The 23,592-nt window shown below is 45.5% G+C and carries 29 protein-coding genes; 11 read left to right on the forward strand and 18 right to left on the reverse strand.

Annotated elements, in window-relative coordinates; genetic code table 11:
• Window positions 1-2 precede the first annotated feature (2 nt).
• The 3 genes from ACW5MY_RS14500 to ACW5MY_RS14510 are packed head-to-tail and all read left to right on the forward strand — an operon-like array spanning window position 3 to window position 3,534.
• Window positions 3-1,535: an ABC transporter ATP-binding protein gene (locus ACW5MY_RS14500; RefSeq protein ID WP_013353382.1), complete on the forward strand. Its 1,533-nt coding sequence runs from the start codon at window positions 3-5 to the stop codon at window positions 1,533-1,535.
• Window positions 1,528-2,574, forward strand: coding sequence for an ABC transporter permease (locus ACW5MY_RS14505; RefSeq protein WP_013353383.1), 1,047 nt, complete (start codon window positions 1,528-1,530; stop codon window positions 2,572-2,574). The genes ACW5MY_RS14500 and ACW5MY_RS14505 overlap by 8 nt, the downstream gene beginning before the upstream one ends.
• Entirely contained in the window at window positions 2,575-3,534 is a 960-nt protein-coding gene (locus tag ACW5MY_RS14510; RefSeq protein ID WP_013353384.1) for an ABC transporter permease, read from the forward strand.
• Between the two features lie 45 nt (window positions 3,535-3,579).
• Here the strand turns inward: ACW5MY_RS14510 and ACW5MY_RS14515 are convergent, their stop codons facing one another.
• Window positions 3,580-3,798: a hypothetical protein gene (locus ACW5MY_RS14515; protein ID WP_013353385.1), complete on the reverse strand. Its 219-nt coding sequence runs from the start codon at window positions 3,796-3,798 to the stop codon at window positions 3,580-3,582.
• A 241-nt stretch (window positions 3,799-4,039) separates the two neighbouring features.
• Here ACW5MY_RS14515 and ACW5MY_RS14520 point away from each other — a divergent pair, with 241 nt between their 5' ends.
• Genes ACW5MY_RS14520 through mnhG form a run of 7 tightly spaced genes read left to right on the forward strand, consistent with a single transcriptional unit; the run spans window position 4,040 to window position 9,809 of the window.
• A complete protein-coding gene (locus tag ACW5MY_RS14520) occupies window positions 4,040-6,442 on the forward strand; it encodes a Na+/H+ antiporter subunit A (RefSeq protein ID WP_014470898.1) in 2,403 nt (800 codons plus the stop codon).
• The gene (locus tag ACW5MY_RS14525) at window positions 6,439-6,870 is read left to right on the forward strand and encodes a Na(+)/H(+) antiporter subunit B (RefSeq protein WP_013353387.1); all 432 of its coding nucleotides are present in this window, start codon (window positions 6,439-6,441) and stop codon (window positions 6,868-6,870) included. The genes ACW5MY_RS14520 and ACW5MY_RS14525 overlap by 4 nt, the downstream gene beginning before the upstream one ends.
• On the forward strand, window positions 6,870-7,211 hold the full coding sequence (locus ACW5MY_RS14530; RefSeq protein WP_013353388.1) for a Na(+)/H(+) antiporter subunit C: 342 nt from the start codon (window positions 6,870-6,872) through the stop codon (window positions 7,209-7,211). The genes ACW5MY_RS14525 and ACW5MY_RS14530 overlap by 1 nt, the downstream gene beginning before the upstream one ends.
• The gene (locus ACW5MY_RS14535) at window positions 7,204-8,685 is read left to right on the forward strand and encodes a Na+/H+ antiporter subunit D (RefSeq protein ID WP_013353389.1); all 1,482 of its coding nucleotides are present in this window, start codon (window positions 7,204-7,206) and stop codon (window positions 8,683-8,685) included. The genes ACW5MY_RS14530 and ACW5MY_RS14535 overlap by 8 nt, the downstream gene beginning before the upstream one ends.
• 5 nt (window positions 8,686-8,690) lie before the next feature.
• Complete coding sequence (locus ACW5MY_RS14540; protein ID WP_013353390.1) at window positions 8,691-9,167, forward strand: Na+/H+ antiporter subunit E; 477 nt, start codon at window positions 8,691-8,693, stop codon at window positions 9,165-9,167.
• The gene (locus ACW5MY_RS14545; protein WP_013353391.1) at window positions 9,167-9,451 is read left to right on the forward strand and encodes a Na(+)/H(+) antiporter subunit F1; all 285 of its coding nucleotides are present in this window, start codon (window positions 9,167-9,169) and stop codon (window positions 9,449-9,451) included. The genes ACW5MY_RS14540 and ACW5MY_RS14545 overlap by 1 nt, the downstream gene beginning before the upstream one ends.
• Complete coding sequence (gene mnhG / locus ACW5MY_RS14550; RefSeq protein WP_013353392.1) at window positions 9,435-9,809, forward strand: monovalent cation/H(+) antiporter subunit G; 375 nt, start codon at window positions 9,435-9,437, stop codon at window positions 9,807-9,809. The genes ACW5MY_RS14545 and mnhG overlap by 17 nt, the downstream gene beginning before the upstream one ends.
• A 39-nt stretch (window positions 9,810-9,848) precedes the next feature.
• Here the strand turns inward: mnhG and ACW5MY_RS14555 are convergent, their stop codons facing one another.
• The 6 genes from ACW5MY_RS14555 to degQ all read right to left on the reverse strand — a co-directional run bounded on the left by ACW5MY_RS14555 (window position 9,849) and on the right by degQ (window position 14,670).
• Entirely contained in the window at window positions 9,849-10,232 is a 384-nt protein-coding gene (locus ACW5MY_RS14555) for a hotdog fold thioesterase (RefSeq protein WP_013353393.1), read from the reverse strand.
• 21 nt (window positions 10,233-10,253) lie between these two features.
• Entirely contained in the window at window positions 10,254-10,898 is a 645-nt protein-coding gene (locus tag ACW5MY_RS14560; RefSeq protein ID WP_014472195.1) for a response regulator transcription factor, read from the reverse strand.
• Window positions 10,899-10,978: 80 nt separating this feature from the next.
• Window positions 10,979-13,285 (reverse strand): sensor histidine kinase, encoded by a 2,307-nt coding sequence (locus ACW5MY_RS14565; protein ID WP_013353395.1) that lies wholly within the window; start codon window positions 13,283-13,285, stop codon window positions 10,979-10,981.
• A gap of 22 nt (window positions 13,286-13,307) precedes the next feature.
• Window positions 13,308-13,484 (reverse strand): competence pheromone ComX, encoded by a 177-nt coding sequence (gene comX, locus ACW5MY_RS14570; protein ID WP_013353396.1) that lies wholly within the window; start codon window positions 13,482-13,484, stop codon window positions 13,308-13,310.
• An 18-nt stretch (window positions 13,485-13,502) separates the two neighbouring features.
• A complete protein-coding gene (locus ACW5MY_RS14575; RefSeq protein ID WP_013353397.1) occupies window positions 13,503-14,378 on the reverse strand; it encodes a polyprenyl synthetase family protein in 876 nt (291 codons plus the stop codon).
• Between the two features lie 151 nt (window positions 14,379-14,529).
• Window positions 14,530-14,670 carry a degradation enzyme regulation protein DegQ gene (degQ, locus tag ACW5MY_RS14580; RefSeq protein WP_013353398.1) on the reverse strand — a complete coding sequence of 47 codons (141 nt, stop codon included), beginning with the start codon at window positions 14,668-14,670 and terminating at the stop codon, window positions 14,530-14,532.
• Window positions 14,671-15,134: 464 nt separating this feature from the next.
• Here degQ and ACW5MY_RS14585 point away from each other — a divergent pair, with 464 nt between their 5' ends.
• Window positions 15,135-15,476: a hypothetical protein gene (locus ACW5MY_RS14585; protein WP_013353399.1), complete on the forward strand. Its 342-nt coding sequence runs from the start codon at window positions 15,135-15,137 to the stop codon at window positions 15,474-15,476.
• Window positions 15,477-15,482: 6 nt separating this feature from the next.
• On the opposite strand, the gene ACW5MY_RS14590 is transcribed toward ACW5MY_RS14585, so the two are convergent.
• The 11 genes from ACW5MY_RS14590 to essA form a co-directional block, all read right to left on the reverse strand.
• Complete coding sequence (locus ACW5MY_RS14590) at window positions 15,483-16,706, reverse strand: EAL and HDOD domain-containing protein (RefSeq protein ID WP_013353400.1); 1,224 nt, start codon at window positions 16,704-16,706, stop codon at window positions 15,483-15,485.
• 129 nt (window positions 16,707-16,835) lie between these two features.
• Complete coding sequence (locus ACW5MY_RS14595) at window positions 16,836-18,302, reverse strand: nicotinate phosphoribosyltransferase (RefSeq protein WP_014472199.1); 1,467 nt, start codon at window positions 18,300-18,302, stop codon at window positions 16,836-16,838.
• A gap of 17 nt (window positions 18,303-18,319) precedes the next feature.
• Entirely contained in the window at window positions 18,320-18,871 is a 552-nt protein-coding gene (locus tag ACW5MY_RS14600) for a cysteine hydrolase family protein (RefSeq protein ID WP_013353402.1), read from the reverse strand.
• 80 nt (window positions 18,872-18,951) lie between these two features.
• Window positions 18,952-19,347, reverse strand: a complete 396-nt coding sequence (locus ACW5MY_RS14605; protein ID WP_013353403.1) for a YueI family protein — start codon at window positions 19,345-19,347, stop codon at window positions 18,952-18,954.
• A 65-nt stretch (window positions 19,348-19,412) separates the two neighbouring features.
• Entirely contained in the window at window positions 19,413-19,661 is a 249-nt protein-coding gene (locus ACW5MY_RS14610) for a YueH family protein (RefSeq protein WP_013353404.1), read from the reverse strand.
• A gap of 71 nt (window positions 19,662-19,732) precedes the next feature.
• Window positions 19,733-19,954: a spore germination protein gene (locus tag ACW5MY_RS14615; protein ID WP_013353405.1), complete on the reverse strand. Its 222-nt coding sequence runs from the start codon at window positions 19,952-19,954 to the stop codon at window positions 19,733-19,735.
• A 61-nt stretch (window positions 19,955-20,015) separates the two neighbouring features.
• Window positions 20,016-21,122: an AI-2E family transporter gene (locus tag ACW5MY_RS14620; RefSeq protein WP_041481665.1), complete on the reverse strand. Its 1,107-nt coding sequence runs from the start codon at window positions 21,120-21,122 to the stop codon at window positions 20,016-20,018.
• Window positions 21,123-21,258: 136 nt separating this feature from the next.
• The gene (locus ACW5MY_RS14625) at window positions 21,259-21,495 is read right to left on the reverse strand and encodes a DUF2642 domain-containing protein (protein WP_003152023.1); all 237 of its coding nucleotides are present in this window, start codon (window positions 21,493-21,495) and stop codon (window positions 21,259-21,261) included.
• A 136-nt stretch (window positions 21,496-21,631) separates the two neighbouring features.
• Window positions 21,632-22,162: an HD domain-containing protein gene (locus tag ACW5MY_RS14630; RefSeq protein WP_013353407.1), complete on the reverse strand. Its 531-nt coding sequence runs from the start codon at window positions 22,160-22,162 to the stop codon at window positions 21,632-21,634.
• A gap of 163 nt (window positions 22,163-22,325) precedes the next feature.
• Complete coding sequence (locus ACW5MY_RS14635) at window positions 22,326-23,057, reverse strand: (S)-benzoin forming benzil reductase (protein WP_013353408.1); 732 nt, start codon at window positions 23,055-23,057, stop codon at window positions 22,326-22,328.
• 61 nt (window positions 23,058-23,118) lie between these two features.
• Window positions 23,119-23,592 (reverse strand): type VII secretion protein EssA, encoded by a 474-nt coding sequence (gene essA / locus ACW5MY_RS14640; protein ID WP_013353409.1) that lies wholly within the window; start codon window positions 23,590-23,592, stop codon window positions 23,119-23,121.

Consider the following 23,592-nt stretch of genomic DNA (forward strand, 5'->3'; position numbering starts at 1 on the left):
CGGTGGATTATATCATTGAAATGCTTAATATACGCAAGGAATTTCCGGGAATCGTCGCCAATGATGACGTCACGCTTCAAGTAAAAAAAGGCGAAATACACGCCCTGCTCGGTGAAAACGGCGCGGGAAAATCGACACTCATGAACGTTTTATTCGGCCTGTATCAGCCGGAAAAAGGCGAGATCCGGGTGCGGGGTGAACGCGTTCACATCAACAGCCCGAACAAAGCCAATGATCTCGGCATCGGAATGGTGCACCAGCATTTTATGCTTGTGGATACCTTTACCGTCTCAGAAAATATTATTCTCGGAAAAGAACCGAAAACATTGGGCCGGATTGACAGAAAGCGCGCCGCCCGGGACGTGCGCGATATTTCCGGCCGTTACGGCCTGCAGATTGATCCCGAAGCCAAAGTTGCCGATATTTCTGTCGGCATGCAGCAGCGGGCGGAAATATTAAAGACCCTCTACAGAGGTGCCGACATTCTCATTTTTGATGAACCGACCGCGGTGCTGACCCCGCACGAAATTCAAGAACTGATTCAGATTATGAAAAACCTGGTCAATGAAGGAAAATCAATTATCCTCATCACCCACAAATTAAAAGAAATTATGGAAGTCTGCGACCGTGTCACCATCATCCGGAAAGGAAAAGGCATTACAACACTCGATGTCGCACAGACGGATCAAGATGAACTGGCAAGCCTTATGGTCGGGCGCGAAGTTTCATTCAAAACGGATAAACAACCGGCTGATCCGAAACAAGAAGTGCTTTCGCTTTCTGATGTAACGGTTAAAGACGCGCGCGGAGTTGAGGCAGTCAAACAGCTCTCCCTCTCTGTCAGAGCCGGTGAAATCGTCGGCATTGCGGGCGTTGACGGAAACGGCCAGTCTGAATTAATTGAGGCGATTACAGGTCTCAGAAAAACACATGCCGGCACGATCACATTAAACGGCAGACAGTTGCAAAACATGCCGCCGCGGAAAATGACTGAAGCCGGAATCGGGCATATACCGCAGGACAGGCATAAACACGGGCTCGTCCTTGATTTTCCGATCGGAGAAAATATCGTGCTGCAAAGTTATTATCAAAAGCCCTACTCTTCTTTCGGCATATTAAATAAACACGCGATTTATGACAAAGCGCGAAGCCTGATTGAAGAATACGACGTCAGAACGCCTGATGAATATACGCCTGCGCGCGCGCTGTCGGGAGGAAATCAGCAAAAGGCCATTATCGGGCGGGAAGTGGACAGAAATCCGGATCTTTTAATTGCGGCCCAGCCGACGCGGGGACTCGATGTCGGCGCGATTGAATTCGTCCATAAAAAGCTCATTGAGCAGCGTGACGCCGGTAAAGCGGTGCTGCTATTGTCTTTTGAGCTTGATGAAATCATGAATCTCAGCGATCGCATCGCCGTCATCTTTGAAGGCAGCATCATCGCAAACGTCAATCCGCTTGAAACAAGCGAGCAGGAGCTCGGACTTTTAATGGCGGGAAGTAAGCAAATGGAGGCAGGGAAAATACATGATTAATCGACTTTCTCATCTGGCTGTGCCGCTGATTGCGATCATCCTTGGTTTGGCTGCGGGCGCAGTCATCATGCTCGCAAGCGGCTACAATGTCGCAAGCGGGTATTCGGCTCTTTGGAACGGCATTTTCGGCGAGGTGTATTACATCGGGGAAACGATCCGGCAGATTACGCCTTATATTTTGTCCGGATTGGCTGTGGCGTTCGCATTTCGGACCGGCCTGTTCAATATCGGTGTTGAAGGACAGCTCCTTGTCGGCTGGACCGCCGCGGTTTGGGTCGGTACTTCCTTTGACGCCCCCGCTTACATCCACCTTCCGCTTGCGTTATTGGCGGCTGCTGCCGCGGGAGGCATTTGGGGGCTGATTCCCGGATTTTTAAAAGCCCGTTTTTTTGTCCATGAAGTGATTGTCACGATCATGATGAATTATATCGCTCTTCATTTAACCAATTATCTCATTTCCGATGTCATGACCGATCACCGGGACAAAACAGGCAAAATTCATGAAAGCGCGTCGCTCCGCTCGCCGTTTTTAGAGCAGCTGACAGATTACTCCCGCCTTCACTGGGGCATTCTGATCGCTCTCTTCATGGCAGTCTTCATGTGGTTTATTATTCATAAAACAAAAAGCGGATTCGAATTCCGGGCTGTGGGATTTAACCAGCACGCCGCACAATACGCCGGAATGAGCGTCAGAAAAAATATGATGTACGCCATGATGATTTCCGGTGCATTCGCGGGGCTGGCCGGTGCGATGGAAGGACTCGGAACCTTTCAATATGCGGCGGTTAAAGGCGCGTTTACCGGAGTCGGATTCGACGGCATCGCGGTTGCGCTTCTCGGCGGCAGCACGGCAATCGGCGTGGTTCTTGCGGCATGTCTTCTCGGCGGCCTTAAAGTCGGCGCCTTAAATATGCCGATTGAATCCGGCGTGCCTTCTGAAGTCGTTGACATCGTCATCGCCATTATTATTTTATTTGTGGCATCAAGCTACGCCATCCGGCTCATCCTTGATAAATTGAAGAATAAGGGGGCGAAGTAAGTGGACTTCCTGCAGATTTTATCCATTATTGTCCCGGCAACACTCGTATATGCGGCTCCGCTTATTTTAACCGCTCTCGGCGGCGTGTTTTCCGAAAGATCAGGGGTTGTCAATATCGGTCTGGAAGGACTGATGATTATCGGCGCCTTTACAAGCGTCATGTTCAACTTATTTTTCGGACGCGAGCTCGGTGCCGCTGCTCCGTGGCTTGCCTTGGCTGCCGCCATGATTGCGGGCGGGCTGTTCTCGCTGATTCACGCGGCTGCCGCGGTTTCTTTCCGTGCCGACCAGACGGTAACCGGTGTGGCGATCAATATGCTCGCATTAGGAGCGACACTGTTTATCGTCAAGCTGATTTACGGAAAAGCTCAGACTGATAAAATTCCCGTGCCCTTTTACAAAGCGAACATCCCCGGGTTAAGCGATATTCCGGTTTTAGGAAAGATTTTCTTTTCTGACGTATATTATACGTCGATTTTAGCTATCGTACTGGCCTTTGTTTCCTGGTTTATTTTATTCAAAACGCCGTTCGGCCTCCGTATCCGTTCTGTCGGCGAACACCCGATGGCGGCCGATACGATGGGAATCAATGTGTTTGGCATGCGCTATATCGGCGTCATGATCAGCGGGCTGTTCGGCGGGCTCGGCGGCGGTGTATATGCTTCCACGATCGCGCTTGATTTCACGCACTCTACCATTTCCGGGCAAGGCTTTATCGCTCTTGCCGCTCTTGTTTTCGGCAAATGGCATCCGATCGGCGCGCTCGGAGCGGCGCTGTTCTTCGGATTTGCGCAAAGTTTAAGCATTATCGGCTCGCTTTTGCCCCTGTTCAAAGACATTCCGAATGTATACATGCTGATGGCCCCTTACATCCTGACCATTCTCGCGCTTGCCGGCTTCATCGGCCGCGCTGATGCGCCTAAAGCCAACGGCATCCCTTACATTAAAGGAAAACGCTGATCATCACACAAAAAAGAGTTCCGCGCCCTGGTGCCGGAACTCTTTTCATTTATAGACGATTCTTATATACTCACGCGGCTGAAACGGTGTTTGTATTGATTCAGCCGCACTCAGCTTGCCGTGTGCGTATTCCGCACCGAGAAAAAAACTCTCCCATTCATCTGCCTCCGTCTGCTGCCGTCCTTTGCAAAAACCGTCCGCTATGAATGTTCCTGCGATAATAGAGCAAAATATTCCAATACAGGCCGCCGCCTTTCTCTTCATCTGACCAGCTCCTTTTTTAAAGCTTGATCTGAAAGATAAAAGTATATACAAAGATCAGGAAATTTGATAAATTTATTTTGGGTTCAAAAGACCACAAAAATACAGAGAGGAATACATTATGCCGTAGCAGGGTAAAAAAAAGTGCGATATAATTTGTACTGGGTCCTATGACCGTGAATTGATTGGTTCACTCTTACATAAAGCAGTTGCTTGATGAAAAACAAGCAAAGGAGGTCTTTTGTTGCAGCTGTTACATTTCGCGATTTTGGCGCCTTTTTTATTTGCATTTATCGTTCCCTTTCTCTATAAACGGGTAAAACGGGTCCATACAGGCTGGTTTGTGCTGATATTGCCCGTTGTGCTGTTTGTTTACTTTATCAGCAAGCTCCCTATTACAATGGCCGGAGAGACCGTCCGGTATGCGGCCGAATGGATTCCGTCCCTCGGCATTAACTATACCGTTTATATTGACGGACTCGGGCTGTTATTCGCTTTATTGATTACGGGAATCGGCTCTTTGGTGACTCTTTACAGCATTTTTTACTTATCGAAGGACAAAGAAAAGCTCGGCCCCTTTTATGTGTACCTGCTGATGTTTATGGGCGCGATGCTCGGCGTTGTGCTCGTCGATAATGTCATTGTGCTTTATATGTTTTGGGAGCTGACAAGCCTGTCATCCTTCTTATTAATCGGGTATTGGTATAAGCGGGAGAAATCACGCTACGGGGCGGAAAAATCACTATTGATTACCGTCGGCGGCGGACTGTGTATGCTCGGCGGCTTTATCCTGCTGTATCTGATGACAGACTCATTCAGTATCAGAGAAATGGTCAACCAGGTGCATATTATTGCCGGCCATCCGTTCTTTATTCCGGCGATGATTCTCCTGTTACTGGGAGCCTTTACGAAATCAGCGCAGTTTCCGTTTTACATCTGGCTGCCTGATGCCATGGAGGCGCCGACTCCTGTCAGCGCCTATCTGCACTCGGCTACAATGGTGAAAGCGGGTATTTATCTGATTGCCAGATTCAGCCCGATTTTTGCATTTTCACCCGTCTGGTTTTGGACGGTTGCCTCAGTCGGTCTCATCACGATGGTATGGGCTTCCTTCAACGCGGTCAGACAAACCGATTTAAAAGCGATTCTGGCTTTTTCCACAGTCAGCCAGCTCGGTATGATTGTATCTATGCTCGGTGCAGGAGCCGCCGCGCTTCATTATCAGCATTCAGAGTATTTTACGTTGGCTGTGACCGCGGCTGTGTTTCACTTAATAAACCATGCTACTTTTAAAGGAAGTTTATTTATGGTGGTCGGCATTATCGACCATGAAACGGGGACACGGGATATCCGCAGGCTCGGAGGACTGATGGCGCTCATGCCGGTAACGTTCACCGTTTCATTGATCGGAACGTTTTCCATGGCGGGCCTCCCTCCTTTTAACGGCTTTTTAAGTAAAGAAATGTTCTTTACAAGCATGCTGCGGATTGCTCATGCAGATATTTTCAATCTTGATACGTGGGGCGTGCTGTTCCCCGTTCTCGCATGGATCGGCAGTGTCTTCACTTTTATCTACAGCATGAAGCTGTTTTTCAGAACGTTCAGAGGCGCGCGCAAACCTGATCAGCTTGAAAAGACGCCGCATGAAGCTCCGCTCGGCATGCTGATTTCGCCGGTAATTCTTGCCGCTTGCGCCGTCAGTCTGTTTTTCGCACCGAACGTTTTGTCCTACAGCCTGATTGAACCGGCGATGAATTCCATTTATCCGGCTCTGTTAACCGGCGGAGATACATTCCACGTCCATATTTCCCAGTGGCACGGGGTGACGGCTGAGTTATTGATGACCCTCGGGATCATCATTGTCGGCACAATCGGTTACGTGACGCTGTCTAAATGGGAGCGGCTGTACGGACTGTTTCCGAAAAAACTGTCATTGAACCGGCTTTACGATGCGGTGACGGGCAATATGGAAAAAAGATCTTATCAGCTGACGTCATCTTATATGACCGGATTCTTGCGGGATTATCTGCTGTATACTTTTGCGGCGTTTATCATTCTCATCGGAACGGCGTTTGTGATGAAAGGCGGCTTTTCCGTGACAACGAAAGGAATGGCTGAAATCGGCCTGTATGAAATCGTGCTCTCCCTCGTTATGGTGAGCGCGACGGCGGCGACTGTGTTTGCCAAATCGCGGCTGACGGCCATTATCTCACTCGGTGTTGTCGGGTACACGCTCGCGCTGTTTTTCGTGATTTTCAGAGCGCCCGATCTGGCGCTCACACAGCTTGTCATTGAGACGATATCCGTCGCCTTGTTTCTTCTTTGTTTTTATCATCTGCCGAAAATGCGGCGGAAAAAGAAGACAAGAACATTCCGGATGACGAATTTTATCATTTCTCTCGGCGTCGGCGTCATCGTGACAATGCTCGGGATCGCGTCTTCCAGCGAAAAAACAAAAGACAGCATCGCCTCCTTTTTCACCGCTTACAGCCATAAGCTCGGGGGAGGCAACAATATCGTCAACGTCATCCTCGTTGATTTCAGGGGATTTGATACGATGTTTGAAATCACAGTGCTGTCGATTGCCGCACTCGGCATTTACAGCATGATCAGAACGAAAGTAAAAGAGGAGGGAGAAGAGCGTTGAGACAGCAAAAAACAAACGACATCATCCTTCAGACGGCTACGAAGCTTGTATCTTTTATCATTCTGCTTTTCTCTTTCTATTTATTTTTAGCGGGGCATAACGCTCCCGGCGGAGGATTTGTCGGCGGGCTGATTACGTCTTCGGCCATCGTGCTTTTGCTTTTGGCCTTTGATTTAAAAACCGTCAAATCGATTTTGCCCGTCAATTTTATTTATGTAGCGGCCGTGGGTCTGCTTATCGCAATTGCGACGGGTGCAGGTTCGTTCTTATTCGGGGCGCCCTTTCTCACCCATACATTCGGCCATTTTCATCTCCCGGTGCTTGGGAATACGGAGCTTGCGACGGCCACTTTGTTTGATTTAGGTGTGTATCTCGTTGTTGTCGGCGTTACGATGACCATTATTCAAACGATTGGAGAGGAAGAATAGTGGAAATCTTAATGTCTGTCATAGCCGGTATTTTGTTTATGGCGGCAACCTACCTGCTGCTTTCTAAAAGTCTGCTGCGCGTGATTATCGGCACCGCGCTTTTAAGCCACGGCGTCCATTTGCTGCTTCTGACCATGGGCGGACTGAAAAAAGGCGCCCCTCCCATACTGGGCGGGAAAAGCACATTGTTTGTCGATCCGCTGCCGCAGGCACTCATACTGACGGCGATCGTTATTTCGTTCGGCGTCACGTCCTTCCTGCTCGTAATGGCGTTTCGCGCCTATCAGGAACTGAAATCGGACGATATGGATCGAATGAGGGGAAATGATCAACATGAATAACTTTGTGATATTGCCTATCCTGGTGCCGCTGCTTGCCGCGGTGCTGCTGATTTTTATGAACAGGCACATTATGCTGATGCGGATATTCAGCACCGCCGCTTCCGCTGTCTCCATCGTCATCAGCGCCATTCTCGTTCAGACGGTTTTTACACACGGGATTCAGACGCTGACGCTCGGCGGCTGGAAAGCGCCGTACGGCATTGTGCTCGCCGCAGATCAGCTCGCCGCACTGCTTGTTTTGACAACCGCGGTCATCGGATTGCTTGTCATTTTGTACTCCTTCCGCTCCATCGGAGAAAAACGGGAGCGCGCTTTCTATTATTCAGGGGTGCAGTTTCTTCTGGCCGGTGTAAGCGGAGCGTTTTTGACGGGTGATCTGTTCAACATGTACGTCTTTTTTGAGTTACTGCTGATCGCGTCTTACATGCTGATCGTGCTTGGCGGAACGAAAATTCAATTAAGAGAATCATTGAAGTATATCGTATTTAACATTGTGTCATCCGCGTTTTTTGTCATCGGTGTCGGTTACTTATATGCGGTGACGGGCACGCTGAATATGGCTGATCTGAGCGTAAAAATAAGCGAATCGGGCCAGACCGGGTTGATAACCGTCATCGGCGTCCTGTTTATCGTCGTTTTCGGTTTAAAGGGCGGGATATTCCCGCTGTATTTTTGGATGCCGGGCTCTTATTACGCCCCGCCGGCTGCGATTTCAGCCTTATTTGGATCTCTTTTGACGAAAGTCGGCCTGTATGCCATTTTGAGAGTATTCACCCTGATTTTTATTCACGATACAGGCTTTACCCACCAATTGATGATGTGGCTTGCGATGCTGACGGTGTTATTCGGCGTAATCGGATCTATCGCCTTTTCGGATGTCATGAAAATCGTCATCTACAATATTATTACAGCCGTCGGCGTGATTTTGTTCGGCATTGCCATGAACACGCCTGCCTCCATTCAAGGAGCGGTGTATTACTTGATTCACGATATGCTGATTAAAGGAGCCCTGTTTATGCTGGCGGGCACGCTTATCGCGTTGACAGGCACTGCCAGTCTGCACAAAATGGGCGGATTGATCACCCGTTATCCGGTTTTAGGCTGGATGTTCTTTATCTCCGCCATATCTCTGGCCGGCATCCCGCCGTTCAGCGGATTTGTAGGCAAGCTGAAGATCGCGGAAGGCGGTTTCGATAAGGGGGAAACATTGTTTTCCGTATTGATTCTGCTGTCAAGCCTGCTAGTGCTGTACTCCGTGCTGAAGGTTTTTACGACCGCTTTTTGGGGAGAAGAAAAAGAAATACCGGGCACCGCAAGACGGTCCGCAAAAGGACTTCTTTATCCGGCAGCCGCTTTTCTCCTATTGTCGCTTCTGTTCGGACTCGGAACCGAATGGGTTTCACCGTATGTCAATCAGACGGCTGAGAATCTGCTGAATCCGGAAAAATACATTGAAGCTGTTTTGAAGGAGTAGATGGCATGGCTTTTCAACTATTATTAAATGTGTTTCTCGCTGTTTGCTGGATGTTTCTCACAAACAGCCTCAGCACGGCGGGATTTATTACCGGATTTATCGCGGGCTTGGCGGCGCTGTTTTTTTTCCGGCGCTTCTTCTCGCAGCCGTTTTATATTTGGAAAATATGGTCAGTCATCAAACTGATGCTGATCTTTATAAAAGAATTATATCTGGCCAATGTCAGCGTGCTGAAAACCATTATGTCTCCGAAAATGAACATCCGCCCGGGTATTTTCGCGTTTAAGACGGAATTGACGGAGGATTGGGAGATCACGCTGCTCTCGCTGTTGATCACTTTAACACCGGGTACGCTTGTGATGGATATCTCCGATGATCGGTCGATTCTCTATATACACGCCATGGACATTGAAGATGCGGAGAAAGCGATTCATGACATCCGTGTCTCTTTTGAGAAAGCCATTCAGGAGGTGAGCCGCTGATGTTTACGTTTATTCTGCAATTATCGCTCGGCATTATGGCGGTTTCGACTCTTCTGTACGTCATTCGCGTCATTAAAGGGCCTACGATACCGGACCGGGTCGTCGCGCTTGATGGGATCGGCATTAATCTGATTGCCATGACCGCGCTTGTATCCATTCTCATAAAAACAACGGCCTTTTTGGACATCATTCTGCTGCTCGGCATTTTATCATTTATCGGTACGATTGCCTTCGCTAAGTTTTTGGAGAAAGGAGAGATTATCGAAAATGATCGATATCGTTAAATGGGCCGTCGCCGTTTGTATTCTGATGGGATCGCTGATCTGTCTGGTCGCGTCTTTCGGCACACTCAGGCTTCCTGATGTGTATACACGCGCCCACGCCTCCTCAAAAGGCTCGACACTCGGCGTTAATTTGATATTGCTCGGCGTTTTGGGTTACTTGTGGATGCTGACCGGAGAAATTTCTGTAAAAATACTGCTCGGGATGATTTTTATCCTGCTGACGGCTCCGGTCGGGGCGCACCTCATCTGCAGGGCGGCGTACAATTCAGGAGCGGCGCTTGATAAAAGAAGCGTTCAGGATGATTATAAAGGGATCAGAAACTTTGTGATCAAACGAAAAAAAGATTCATATTTGTAAAAACAAACAGCCGGACGATTCAGGGTTCCGGCTGTTTGTTTATTTTGTTATAACAGCCAGCGTGCAGCGGGAAACACAGATCAGCCTTTCTCTTTCATCAAAAATTTTAATCTCGTAAACAATGGTTGTTCTGCCTGTATGAACGGGTTGCGCAATCGCCGTGACCGTACCGCCCTCTTTCACGGATTTTAAATGATTGGCGTTAATCTCAAGTCCGACACACGCCTGTGACGACTGATCGATAAAATGCTGGGCCCCGACACTGGCTGCGGTCTCCGCCAGCGCTGCTGATGCGCCTCCGTGCAGATATCCGAAAGGCTGCACCGTCCTCTTATCCACCGGCATAACCGCGACGCATCTTCCCGCCGTGTTTTCAGTGATTTCAATGCCGAGTGCGCCGAGCAATGTATTTTTCAGATTCATAGGTCATTCTCCTTTCAAGGTTTATAGTACGTTATCTGACTTGGCGATCAGCACCGCTTCTGTACGGGAGCCGACATTCAGCTTGTTAAAAATGGATGTCAGGCTGTATTCAATCGACCGCTTGCTTAAGTGAAGCGCATCGGCGATTTCCTGATTGGTCAAACCTTTTTCGACCTCTTGAAGAATATGGCGCTCTCTCGGTGTTAACCGATCCTGCTCACTTTGAGGGGAAGAAGACGTTTTTGTTTTTTGCTGGGTCAACAGCTGTTTGAAATAGGAGAAATCAACTAAAATCTGTCCGTTAAGCACGTGATATATGTATTGCATGATTTTCTCTTTAGACTCGGTTTTGCTGATGGCACCGTGCAGACCCGCGCGGATGGATTCTTCAAAATAATCTTCAACCTCATAACCTGTGTAAACAATGATTTTGCAGAGAGGATTCTCTTTTAAGATTTTCTTGGAAAGCTCTATGCCGCTGAGGTCATCACCCAGATTTAAATCCATTAATATGAGATCGTAAGCTGAAAAATCATGCCGAAGAACGAATTGTTCACTGGCATCGGGACTAAGGCAATCGACAGAAAGATTCGTGTCCGTTTCCAGAATCGTCTTGGTGCCCTCCATGACAGCCGGATGATCATCAATCACTAGTATCTTTTTCATGGTTTCCTCCCTTTTACTCATTCATTTCCATTTTATTAAAAAGACTTGGCTTCTGCCAAGTCGATTTAGTGATAAATTGGTTACAATTCCATTTCAATATCCGCTTTAAAACCATTTCCTTCACTTGTGTCGATTTTCATCCGGCCGTCAAGCGCCCGGACGCGCTCCTTAATACCCGAAAGCCCCATGCTCATCGCCTGTCCGCTGCCTTCCTCCTGATTGCATCCGACCCCGTCATCTTCATAATGCAGAATCACTTTATTTTGAATGCTGATCAGCATAATCAGCACCTCATTCGCCTGTGAATGCTTCATGGCATTCGAAAGAAATTCCTGAATGATGCGGTACAAATTCAGCTGCGTATCCAAATCCAGCGCCGCCGTAAACCGTCCCGTATTCAGACGGATATGAAACGGCGCACGCTCCTGCTGCTGAGCGGCAAGCTTGGATACCGCCTTCACCAGACCCAAATCATACAGCAGCTGAGGCCGAAGCTCATGACACGTCTCCCGGGTCATCAAAATCACATCCGACATCTGCTCATTCATCTGATGAAGCTTGTCCTGCACCTCTATGTGACAAGGCTCTTCTTTCTTAAAATCGGCCAGAAACAGCTCACACTGGCGTTTCAAAGAAATCAAATCCTGCAGCACCGAATCATGCAGATCACGGGCCAAATCCGACCGCTGCTTTTCCTCAATCGTAAACATCAGCTTTTTGAGCCAGACCGGGTTTGAACCTTGTTGTTTTAGATCTTGTAAATGGTTCATGAGTTCTTCGATCTGTAAAATGTTTTCCATCGAAACACTTGTATAAAAAGACAATGTCTTTAACCAAGAGATTTCATCCCTTGTCAGCCTTGGGGTATTAATGCTGGATAAACAGAGCAAAATGTATGAATTTGCCCCTCTTTCTCCAATCTTCATCAGAAATCCTTGATTTACTTCAATTATCTTCCCAATCTCTGATGTGACTTTATCAAATTCTTTTTTATACGGCTGCCAATTCGGTTCGATGTTTTGTTTATCAAAATAAAGAATATCTCCGTCTGAACTGATTTCAAAAATGTAAGCCTTACTTACAGGTAATACATCCAATATAGTCTTTTTCAGATTCATAAACACTTGATTTAAAGCTGACACACTTTTAAGAAGCTGTGTATATTTATAAATGCTGTCTTGATAATTGTATTTTTCTGAAAAACGTTTCAAACGGAATTTATAGTCTAAAACCTCTTTGGTGTAAAAGACCGCCAAAAAAATCAAAAACACATATAAAGTGATTTGAATGGTGTTAAAATGATTACCTTTACTTTCATATAAGATTGACAGCCATACAACCCCTATTGTAGGAACAATAGACAAAAAACTATAGTATCTAATTCTTCCCAACAAAAAATCTATATCATAAATCTTGTTGACAACAAATTGATAAACCAATGCCAATGGAATAATGAGCAGAAACGGAGCAGTTACTATAGCTGAATAAATATACTGTCCTAAAATAACTTCAGAAAGAAGATAAAGAACAGTAAATGGTAAAAAAGCTATTGTGTTAGATATTAGTAACACTTTTAATAGATAAGCATGATCTCTCTTTCTATAAATAATGGCATAATAAACAATATACATATACACTATTAGTATCTCGATAAAAAATGACAATAAATTCATGTCTCTAACAAAGTATAAATCATATCGATATCTAAAAAGTTCTGTAACAATGTTAAGGACAGGTAAACAGTAAAGAATATATACTATACTCTTTGCTGAAAATTTTATTTTTAATTCTTTAAAATATTGATATAAAAAATGCAGGTATAGTACAGGCACATTTAAAAAAGTAAAAAGATTAACATATCTATTTATCTCATATCCTCTTGTTACACCGCCTGCACTTAAATAAGCTATCGATATAAAAATTAAGAAGCAGATTAGAATATAAGCAGAAACTGTATTTTTTATACGATTGACTTTGTATATATAGAAAATACATAATAAGCTTAGTGCAAATAATATACAAGGGACAATATAAATAAAGAAACTAACTGAACTGTTTAAAGACAAATCCTCTGAACCATGCAATTGAATTTCATGATTACGTCTCTCAACCTTTAAGTTATTAGCCTTTGCTAAATAACCATTTTTGATATTTTGAGAAGAAGGCATGTGCCCATTTATCTGTAGAATTTTGTCCCCTTCTTTTAAATTCAAGTATCTTCCGTAAGAAGATTTTGTAATTTTAACAACTTCAAACTCATGTTTTGATGTTTCAACAACATAGGTTCCGACTAAAATTCCATTCTGGGTAAAGTATATAATATGTGCAATATAGAAAAAACTAAATATCAACAGTGCGATTGAAAGATGCTTAATAAAATACCTCAATGGATCACAACTCTCTTAAAAATTATTGATCCCAAAATGTAAATTCAGGTTTTTTCTTATAAGTGCTGTTACTGAATATTTCTATAATCGCGGGGATAATTGAATGGGGAATTCCGATCAAGCAAACTTCCCCCTCTTCCAATTGATGGATCACTCTTGGATTTTCTATAAGATAATTCACAATGTCTTGTTTCTTCATATTACTCCCCCATAATTCTCACCATAGTTTAATTCTTATGTTCAACTTTTCCATTTCGTTATAAATTTCATTTTCATATATTTTAATTAACATTAAAACATATTGTCTGACTCCTGCTTTACACAGCAATTCTTCAAAATAATTTCTGTCCGATATGAGAGAGTAATAGCTGTTTTTAGAATTCATCATATTTAAAACTTTTTTTGAGGCACTATTAAACTGACGATTTAAAAACAAGTTTATCAAAGTTCTTTTCTTCTTCTTTATATCACTACGGCTTTTATCAAATAAACCATAATAGTCATTTTCAATTTGTTTAATAACGCCAATTTTATAAGAATAATTCTCAATTGTTGCGTTAAATTCACCACTTGCAAGCATCGCCCCTAAAACAGCTGACATTGCAGTTAACGATCCTGATTTCTGTTTTATCATATGTAAACACTCTTCTTCAGTCTCCGGGAAATTTCTTAGATCATTATGCTGACCTTGCATTGCATTTAGGGCATATTTTATTGCAAGTCTTGAAAAATCGATGTTTGATTCAAGCTCACAAATGGCTTGCAGGCTTATTGAATACAGAGAAGTAGCCGCATTCAGGGATATAGCATGGTCAGTTTGCATCCATGCCTTATTAAAGTTATCTTCATCTTCAATATCGTCAAAAATATCAAAAGCTAAAATTAAAAGTTCAATTCCAGCGGCCAGTAGTGTGATTTCCGAGGAATGTGTACCCTTAAAAGCAACATAATGCTGGAAAGCAAGGACACCGAATGAAAAGTGCTTCTTTTCATTAATGAAGGTCAAAAGAGTCTCTTCTAAATGTAGATTATCGACTTTATCCCCAACAATTTCCTTCATCTTCCCTTTAATCGTTTCGGCATCTAAACACATTTGCTCAATAATTGTCTTCACCCTCCCATTCTATTTTACTAAATGCAGGTGATGAAAGACAGCAGGTTTTTCGTTTTTTAACAATCGTATAATACTTTATCCATGAAATGGGTGAAAAATGCACAAAAAAAAGACTTGTTTCCAAGTCTTTTTAAGAAATTTTCATTGCATATGAGAATTTATCGAGCTGATCAATGCTTTTGTTAATGTTTCGTAATGAGTCGGTTGTTTCTCTGATATCATTTTCAAGTCGGAATAATAATTGCTTTACTTCTTCTAATTTCTTTTCCACCGTTTCCACACTCCTTTTTTTGAAAGATCAATGAATTGTGTATGGTGAACGAGTCCTAGGTATTTGATCTGTTACTAATAGTGTAAACGTTTTTGCGGGATTTTTCACCGAAAAGTATGTGTAAAAGTATCTGCGTGACACCGCAAACCACGGTAATCCCATAGTCCCGAACAGAGCATTTGGCGAACAGGACTATATAACTACCATAAAGGCAGACGTTTGGGATGAAGCAGATCAATCTGGTGGTTCTGCTGGTTTTTTAACGGTTTTCCGACAAACCGCTAAGGACTATAGTCCCTGACGTCGCAATTTCAAAAGAGAATGGGCGAACAGCGTCGCATAACCACCGACAAACACCGAAAAGACCGCAACACCCGCATTGTGGTCTTTTTGCATGTCATAACTCGTTATCACGCCGCCTATACTCATGTATAACGAATGTTATCTCAGAAGGAGGCCGCCGCATGCTTTATGTGTATCCATGCTGTCCTGTTTTCGCCGCGCCATACCGCAATCCTGCGCCTGCTCCCACGATTCACGCAGATATTTTGACAGCGTCCGCAAAAGAGGCTGCGGGCATGCTGGAGGACGCCCGCCTGCTCCTTGCGCGGCTGTCGGCGTCAAAAGAGCTTGCGCGCCGCATCCTCACCGCAGCGCAATCATCTGACGCCGCGGCGGTCAAGCGGCTCATTAAGCAGACCGGCATCAAAAATGATTTTGATGTGACATTTAATCCCGACGGCATCCGTGTCAGTCTGTTCAGAGAGCAAAGCCGGTTCATCATCGCCCTCAGGTGGTCGGCTTAAAGCGCCTCAATTCACGATAAGCTGCCGGCACCATTCGATCGCCTGTAAGTAACATTCATATGCTTCTTCTTTGTCCAGTTCTTTTCCCCACTCGTCACAGTCCCAGTTGTTGCATTCAATGGCTTTGACGAGCCCGAGCATCATGTAATAATCGTTTTCATAACCGAGCAGCGCCTGTCCGACTTCATCAATTAAAGGCAGTTCTTTGACTATGTCCTCAAGCTCTCTCTGGAGAAGCGTATCGATGAGTGAAAACATGCCGATCAGCATGTAAGAGGAAGGCTGCGGTCTTCCGGTTCTTTTCGCCAGCAGTTCGCACAGCTTGGCCCTGATTAAAGAAATCTTAATGATTTCTTTTTGGCTTGAGTGGCTTTTCGCCGTTAAATCTCTGAATGAAAGAATGTAAATCAAACGCTTAATCTCATTCAGCCCAAGCATCATGATGGCCTGCTGGATGCTGTCTATCTTTTTTTTCAGCCTTGTTTGCGATCCGTTTAAAAAACGCAGAATCTGATACGATAATGTAACGTCCCGCTCTATGTATTCCGTTACGCGCTCTATATTGGGCTGGTCTTGGTTTAATTCGTTTAAAAGCTGGTAGTAAGAATGAAAATGAAACGTCAGATCATTTCCGCTGATGACACGCGGTTCACTGAAAAAATATCCTTGAAACAGGTGAAAGCCGTCTATGGCTGCCTGTTTATAATCTTTTCTTGTCTCCACTTTCTCCGCTAAATAAATCAGATTTTTACAGCTGTACGTCTGAATGATTTTTTTGCGTTCCAGACGCGAAGATTGCAGGAAATCGATTTTTAAAATATCAATATATTTCATCAGCTGTTCCAATAATTCTTCATTTGCCGGATTGATGGCGTAAAAATCATCAAGTGCTAATGTATATCCTAATTTCTTCAGCTGTCTGCATCTTGAGATCAGTGCCGGAGTGATCGGTATGTCTTCAAGAATTTCGATAATGAGCTGGTCAGGATCAAAGGAGGTAGGGAGATCTGAAAACATCAGGCTTTCTGTAAAATTCACAAAGCAGCGTTTCCCCTCTGTCAGCTTTTCGATCCCGATGTTGATAAAGCTGTTTATAATGAGATCTGTAGTAGCTTTATCTCCGTCCGCGGCCGAATAACGGTTCTCTTCACTCTCCCGGTAAAGAAGTTCATAAGCAACAACCTGTTCGTTTCTGTTGAAGATAGGCTGTCTCGCAACAAACACCTTCATTCATTTACCCCCTTAGGTGCGGCCTTCGAACATAAGTATATCAAATAACTTGACGAAATTTGTCTAAATGTGAAAAATATTATCACAAACAAAAAGCCTTTCCAGAGAAAGGAAAGGCCGTTTTATCATCTATTCAAGCTCCCGTTTCAGCTTGCTTTTGATCTCATGAATCCGCTGCATTTTGTTGCTCCAGCAGTCTTCACTTAAATCGACCGGATATTCTTCCGGCTTGCTGATCCGTTTGTATTCCTCCCACAGAAGTTTGAGGTTTTCCTGGACATATTGCTGGATATCGGTAATTTCTGGATTATCATAACATAAAACGCCGTTTTCAAAAATCGGCTCATGCAGGTCTTTCGCATAGAAATCAGTGACGAATTTACTGACGAATGTATGAACGGGATGGAACATTTTTAAGCGTTTCTGGTCGTTTACCCGCTCGTCATAAAGAGCGATATAATCCCCTTCAGAGTGATGATTCAGCTTGTTGATAATCCGGTATACTTTCTTTCTTCCCGGCGTTGTCACTTTTTCAGGGTTTGACGAAATTTTGATAGTATCGGTCAGTTTGCCGTCCTCTTCAATGGCCACAAGCTTGTAAACCGCGCCGAGGGCCGGCTGATCGTATGCGGTAATCAGTTTTGTGCCGATTCCCCACGTATCGATTTTCGCTCCCTGCGATTTCAGATTTAAGATCGTATGCTCATCAAGGTCGCTTGAAGCGATAACCTTTGCGTCTTTGAAACCCGCTTCATCAAGCATTTCACGCGCTTTTTTTGACAGGTACGCCAAGTCCCCGCTGTCCAGGCGGATGCCGATGAAGTTGATCCGGTCGCCGAATTCCTTCGCGACTTTAATCGCATTCGGCATGCCTGAACGGATCGTATCGTACGTATCTACGAGAAACACGCAATCTCTGTGCGTCTCCGCATATTTCTTAAAAGCCGTATATTCATCACGGTACGCTTGCACGAGCGCATGGGCGTGCGTGCCGGATACCGGGATATTAAAGCGCTTTCCGGCTCTTACATTACTCGTCGCGCTGAAGCCGCCGATCAGGGCCGCTCTCGCTCCCCACATAGCCGCATCCATTTCATGGGCGCGCCGCGTGCCGAATTCAAGGGCGTCCTCATCACCGACAACGCCTTTAATGCGGGCTGCTTTTGTCGCGATTAATGTTTGGTAATTCACAATGTTAAGCAGAGCCGTCTCAATCAGCTGCGCTTCAATGAGGGGCGCTTCGACCCGCATAATCGGTTCGTTGTTAAAAACGAGCTCTCCTTCTTTCATGCTGTAAAGAGACCCGGTAAAAGAAAGATCCCGTAAATACTCAATGAAATCATCATCATAGTGCAATTCCGTTTTTAAATAATTCAGATCGCTGTCGGTAAATTTGAAGTTCTCCAAGTATTCGATTGCTTTTTCTAAGCCCGCAAATACCGCATAGCCGTTTTCAAAGGGAAGCTTTCTGAAAAAAAGCTCAAAGATCGCTTTTTTCTCATGAATGCCGTCTCTCCAGTACGTTTCGGCCATATTAATTTGATAAAGATCTGTATGTAAAGACAAACTGTCGTCTTTAAAACCATGCTCCACCAAAATTATTTTCCCCTTCCTTACTCTGCCACTTGCGCTCCGATGCTGTTCTTAAAATGGGACAGGGCCCATTCATGCCCTTCAGGATTAAAGCTTGCCACAGCGTTTTGATGAATGACGATCTGAAAGCCCTTGTTGTAGGCGTCAACCGCCGTGTGAAGAACACAGATGTCGGTGCACAGGCCCGCAAGATGCAGTTCAGTGATCTGCCGTTCCCGCAGTTTCAGCTCTAAATCCGTTCCCGCAAAAGCAGAATATCTCGTTTTTTCCATATAGCTTACGTTTTTTGCGTTTTTATGTTTCTCATAAAGAGGCGAAAGCTTTCCGTACAGCTCCTTGCCCTCCGTGCCGTTGATATTATGCGGAGGAAACAGGCGTATTTCGGGATGAAAGTCATCGTCTGCATCATGTGAATCCACCGCAAAAACAACGTAATCACCGTTTTCTATAAAAGCTTGCGTCAAACTGACAATCGTATCTTCAATTTGCCTTGCGGGTTCTCCGCACGTCAATGCTCCGTTCTCTGCTGCAAAATCATTCGTATAATCAATGCATATAAATGCTTTTTTCATAGCCGGCCTCCCCGCCATTCATATGAAAACCATTATATCCTATCTCCACCTGTAAGTGAATTGGCATTGTAAAATGACATTTATTTCAGGAGTGAACGCTGAAAAATGTCATCCTGAACATAAATGCCGTCCAGGTTCACAGCATGATCGGCGGCAAAAACCAGGCCGAGCGGCGTTTCAAATTGAAGGTCCGAGATCACTGAGCTTCGGACACCGTCCAGTGCGGCAAGCTTCATATATGGTGAATAAGCATGATACGGCAGCCTTCCGTTTATATACAGCACCGCGTCTTTTCGGTTTTTCAGCGCCTGTTTCACTTCTTCATACGGCTTCTTTTGCAGCACCTGCCCCTTCGTCAGGGCAATGATGACTCTTTCACGCAGCGAGCCTAAAAATAAATGGCGTTCATCCGGTTTCGTCTGCAGAGGGCCATACATACCCTGCTGTAAATAAAGGTCAACTGTTTTGTCGCTCATCGGCCTGTCCCTCCTCAGCTTGTTTTACAATTATCGCCCCGGCATGGACGCGGTAAACCGTTTCGTTACATTTCAGCGACCCAATGGGAGATCTTGCCGGCGAGCTCTCCGGCAGGCTCTTCATCAATCAGTTTGCTGAATGATTGTAAAAGCCGCTGCGCCAGCGCCTTTTTCTCTTCCTCATAGGAAATAATCGTGCTCCACTCAAGTTCCGGAACGGCTACGAGGGTATGCTGTTCTTTTTTATTTTCATGCAGATACACATCGCCGATCATTCCGGACTGCACGGTAATATTCGCTTTTCTGATTTTCATAAAAATTCCCCTTTTATAAAGACTGATTCTATTATACTACAAAAAAGCGACAGCCTCCTAAAGGGAGGCTGTCACGCGTTAAACCAATCAGGTTCGTCAAACAGATCGATATCTTCAAAGAGCGTTTTGCTGAATTTATTAGTGACTTTGACAAAATCTCCGGAATGAAACGCCCCTGCCCCCGCGCCTGAGTGGTCAACGGCTTTGGGAGAAATGGCAAACACGTCACCGAAGCTCGCCGCAGCGTCTCCGGCTAAGCTCATAATATAAATCGGTCCCACAATTGCAGGCATACCCACACCTCCGCTTTTCTTTACAGCATTTTATGCGGCGCGTGCGGAGTTGTGCCCGTTTTTATTTCGGCTTGCGGTTGTCTTCGTGTTTTGACCGCTGACGAAGTTTGATAAGGCGGACGATATTTAAGACGAATGCTTTTAAGACCGCGTAAACCGGCACAGCCAGAATCATTGCGAGAATGCCGCCGAAACTGCCCGCTCCGACAAGCAGAAGAATAATGGTGAGCGGGTGGGTATTGAGCCGTTTCCCGATAACAAGCGGAGAAAGCAGGTTTCCGTCAAGCTGCTGGACGACAACGACAACAATAACGGCAAACAGCGCCTTAGCCGGAGAATCCATAAACGCGATAATTACCGCCGGCGCAGCCCCGAGAAACGGTCCGAGGTACGGAATGATATTGGTGACGGCAATCACCATCCCGAGAATTAACGCGTAAGGCAGGCCGATAATCCAATATCCGATAAAGCATGCCGTCCCGACAAAGAGACAGATCAGCAGCTGGCCTTGGAAATATGCGGCCAATGTGACATATAAGTCATTGAATATTTTCCGACCTTCCGCCCGGTAGGAAGAAGGCAGGATTTTGACCGCCAAGAGCGGAAAACGCCGGCCGTCCTTCAGCATATAAAACAAGATGAACGGAACGGTGATCACGACAAGCGTTATATTCGTAACGACGCCGAACACGGCGGACAGGCTTGCGGTAATATTTTGCGGAAGACTTTGTAAAAATCCCGTCAGAGACTGCTGAATTTTTTCTATCGACACATAATCCTGCGTCATCATCCACGTAAACCATTTGGAATGGGATAATTGTGTCGTCAAGCTTTGAATCTGATTAATGTAATCAGGGAAATTGTTAAACAGCCCCGTGACCTGGGAAGCCACAATCGGTCCGATTGCGGTGAACATAAAGGCTATCAGGCCGATGAAAACGAGATAAATGAGCAGGATCGCCAATGTCCGGGGGATTTTTTTCTCAAGCAGGCGCACGATCGGATTAAAAATGAAAAACAAAATGCCCGAGATCAGAATCGGAAAAAACAGAGTGCTGATAAAACCGAAAAACGGCTGAAAAATAAACGAGACTTTCGTTGATACGTAAATTATGAGCAAAACGAGCAAAATTTGCAGCGTCCAAAAATGGACCTTTGATTTCAACAAGCGGTTTCCTCCTATTGTTATGTGAACTTGTACTGTGATTGTACCAAAAAAAGCCGCCGTGCATCTATGTATCTCAAAAAAGAAGACGCACCGGGGTTTTGTAAGGACGGCCTCCGGTTTGCGCCTTATCGGGCTGTTACACACGTTCGGTATAATCAGGCATGACAGAAACCACATGGCGGTTTCTGATATAAAATACGCGGTCATGCGTTTCTTCAATGGCGATATGATCTGGAGTGGCATCAATCAGCCGTCCCCTGACAATGCGTCTGACGGTTTGAATGATAAACCTTGAGCCGATAAGCTTATGGATGGTCTGATAAACGTAAGGATCTACTAACGAGACGATTTGCGGGCTTCCTTGATGGGCCATTTTCGCTGATCCCCTTTACTATGTTTTCCTTCAGCATATGCAGCGGACAAAGGCTTTGACACAGTACGTCTATCGGAGGGGAAAAGGGTTAGTGAGTATGCGGAGTTATGTAAGCGGAAAAGGCCGCATGAGTGGCCTAGACTGAGCTTCTTATGGGATATTGGGCTTGGTCAATTAACTGATCAAGCTTTTGGATTTGTTTGAGCGCGGCCGTATGGTCCATTTGGCGGTAATGGTGATGTCCGCCGGGTTCTTCATCGAGTTCATCCGCTTGTTTCACAATTTGCTGGAGCGTATTCTTGTCCAGTTCGCCTTCAGGCAGATAGGAATCGGTGTGAAGCAGAATCGCCAGCGCAATCTCTTTCGCCGCTTTCGGTTCTTCACCGAGCCGGATGAGCAGCTTATGCGCCCGTTCAGCGCCTTTAATGGCATGGATATCGTTTCTTCTGTACTTTTCATAATCCCATTTGCCGTCTGTGTACCATTCGTAATGGCCGATGTCATGCAGTAAAGCCGCTTTCGCCGCAAGATCCGGGCTGACACCTGCTTTTACGGCAAGACGGTATGCATGAAACGCGCAGGCAACCGCATGGGCGACGCCGGAACGCTGTAAATACTTTTGTGCGATTGGATGGGTGAAGACATCCATTAACGTTACATTTCTCATGGAAACCCCTCCTTATTTATATTTTTAGAATCCTAACATAAATCGAGAAGAAACTCAATTCATCCGATACATTATTATACCCCTTATATTGCGTTTCAGTCATAATATGCCGCCGGGCCGCGAAGTGATTGTACAAATAAAAAAGAGCAGCGCGGAAGCTGCTCTACAAAAACTCTTTGATATCGTATATCCGTCCGTTTTCCGGCTCTCCTGCGATCAGTGAGCGGATGACACCAGCGATGTATTCCGGACTTCTGAGGCTGTTCGTTTCTTTCAGATTGCGGAACCGATCGATGTCGTGAAAATCTTCTTTGGATGAAGAACGAATGACGGCCTGCATGTCTGTATCCATCACTCCCGGTGAGAATGACAACATGCGGACCGGCAGCTCTTCATCTTCCTGTTCAAACCCGAATGTTCTCGTAAACATATCAAGCCCAGCTTTTGAGCTGCAATACGCACTCCAGCCTTTATAAGGATTTTTCGCCGCGCCCGATGTGATGTTGACAATGGTTTTGCTGCCGGTGAACGCTTCGAAACGCTTCGTGAACATTTGGCTGAGCAAAACAGGCGCCGTCAGATTAAGGGTGTAATGGCGGTTCAATTCTTCTGCGGAAGCTTCTTTCGCCCGCTTGATCGGTTCTACCATTCCGGCATTATTGATCAGTGTGACGGCGGAATACCGCTTCTCATCAGCTTGATCAAGAATCGCCTTCATCTGCCGCTCGGTGTCTGACAGATCGGTTAAATCAACACTGTATTCTGTCAGTCCCTCGCGCTTTTCTCCGCTTATCGTTCTTGAAAGCGCGGCGACTTCGGCTCCTTCTTGAAGCGCCTGTTCCGCAAGCGCCCGCCCCAATCCTTTTGATGCGCCTGTTATCAGAAAAAACTGCATGACACTCCTCCTTTTTTTTCTTATTTTACGGACTGTCTTCCCGCAAACACAAGCGATCTGTTTACCGCTTTGCCTTTTCCTGCGCCGTGACTTTCGGAATCAGATAAATCATCGCCGCAATGCCGAAGAGGATCAGGACGGCATAAATGACAGGCAAAAGAAAAGAAGTCTTTTTCTCATCCGCTTCCATATCTGCCGAGGTATGGCGCACCGCCGGCTCGGCAAAAGTGATCCCCAGTTTTTTCGATTGCGCTTTGATCGTATTCGGCTCAGTGTCTGACGATGTAAACAAATTTGATATCAGTTTTTCATCCGGGCTTTCGGCCGGTTGATCAAACGTAATGTCCTTCTGCTCTTTCGGAAGCGCCGTTTTTTCTTCGGAGTAGGCGTCGTCGTGCAGGTAATCCGTACGAATTTCAATGTCTTTCTTTTCATATTCATTCGGCTTGACATCAGTATTGTCCTCATTCGCGGCTGCGGCTTGAGGAAGGAAAAGGAAAAAGGAGAGAGCAAACAGCAAGATCCCTTTTTCCAT

The organism is Bacillus sp. Bwzl_19 (genome assembly GCF_054900515.1).

Bases quoted from the DNA above. Each gene is read 5' to 3' on its own strand.
- ACW5MY_RS14505 (WP_013353383.1), top strand. From the start codon at position 1,528: ATGATTAATCGACTTTCTCATCTGGCTGTGCCGCTGATTGCGATCATC.
- ACW5MY_RS14515 (WP_013353385.1), bottom strand. From the start codon at position 3,798: ATGAAGAGAAAGGCGGCGGCCTGTATTGGAATATTTTGCTCTATTATC.
- ACW5MY_RS14535 (WP_013353389.1), top strand. From the start codon at position 7,204: ATGAATAACTTTGTGATATTGCCTATCCTGGTGCCGCTGCTTGCCGCG.
- ACW5MY_RS14540 (WP_013353390.1), top strand. From the start codon at position 8,691: ATGGCTTTTCAACTATTATTAAATGTGTTTCTCGCTGTTTGCTGGATG.
- ACW5MY_RS14545 (WP_013353391.1), top strand. From the start codon at position 9,167: ATGTTTACGTTTATTCTGCAATTATCGCTCGGCATTATGGCGGTTTCG.
- mnhG (WP_013353392.1), top strand. From the start codon at position 9,435: ATGATCGATATCGTTAAATGGGCCGTCGCCGTTTGTATTCTGATGGGA.
- ACW5MY_RS14555 (WP_013353393.1), bottom strand. From the start codon at position 10,232: ATGAATCTGAAAAATACATTGCTCGGCGCACTCGGCATTGAAATCACT.
- ACW5MY_RS14560 (WP_014472195.1), bottom strand. From the start codon at position 10,898: ATGAAAAAGATACTAGTGATTGATGATCATCCGGCTGTCATGGAGGGC.
- comX (WP_013353396.1), bottom strand. From the start codon at position 13,484: ATGAAGAAACAAGACATTGTGAATTATCTTATAGAAAATCCAAGAGTG.
- ACW5MY_RS14575 (WP_013353397.1), bottom strand. From the start codon at position 14,378: ATGTGTTTAGATGCCGAAACGATTAAAGGGAAGATGAAGGAAATTGTT.
- ACW5MY_RS14585 (WP_013353399.1), top strand. From the start codon at position 15,135: ATGCTTTATGTGTATCCATGCTGTCCTGTTTTCGCCGCGCCATACCGC.
- ACW5MY_RS14590 (WP_013353400.1), bottom strand. From the start codon at position 16,706: ATGAAGGTGTTTGTTGCGAGACAGCCTATCTTCAACAGAAACGAACAG.
- ACW5MY_RS14600 (WP_013353402.1), bottom strand. From the start codon at position 18,871: ATGAAAAAAGCATTTATATGCATTGATTATACGAATGATTTTGCAGCA.
- ACW5MY_RS14605 (WP_013353403.1), bottom strand. From the start codon at position 19,347: ATGAGCGACAAAACAGTTGACCTTTATTTACAGCAGGGTATGTATGGC.
- ACW5MY_RS14610 (WP_013353404.1), bottom strand. From the start codon at position 19,661: ATGAAAATCAGAAAAGCGAATATTACCGTGCAGTCCGGAATGATCGGC.
- ACW5MY_RS14615 (WP_013353405.1), bottom strand. From the start codon at position 19,954: ATGCCTGCAATTGTGGGACCGATTTATATTATGAGCTTAGCCGGAGAC.
- ACW5MY_RS14625 (WP_003152023.1), bottom strand. From the start codon at position 21,495: ATGGCCCATCAAGGAAGCCCGCAAATCGTCTCGTTAGTAGATCCTTAC.
- ACW5MY_RS14630 (WP_013353407.1), bottom strand. From the start codon at position 22,162: ATGAGAAATGTAACGTTAATGGATGTCTTCACCCATCCAATCGCACAA.
- ACW5MY_RS14635 (WP_013353408.1), bottom strand. From the start codon at position 23,057: ATGCAGTTTTTTCTGATAACAGGCGCATCAAAAGGATTGGGGCGGGCG.
- essA (WP_013353409.1), bottom strand. From the start codon at position 23,592: ATGGAAAAAGGGATCTTGCTGTTTGCTCTCTCCTTTTTCCTTTTCCTT.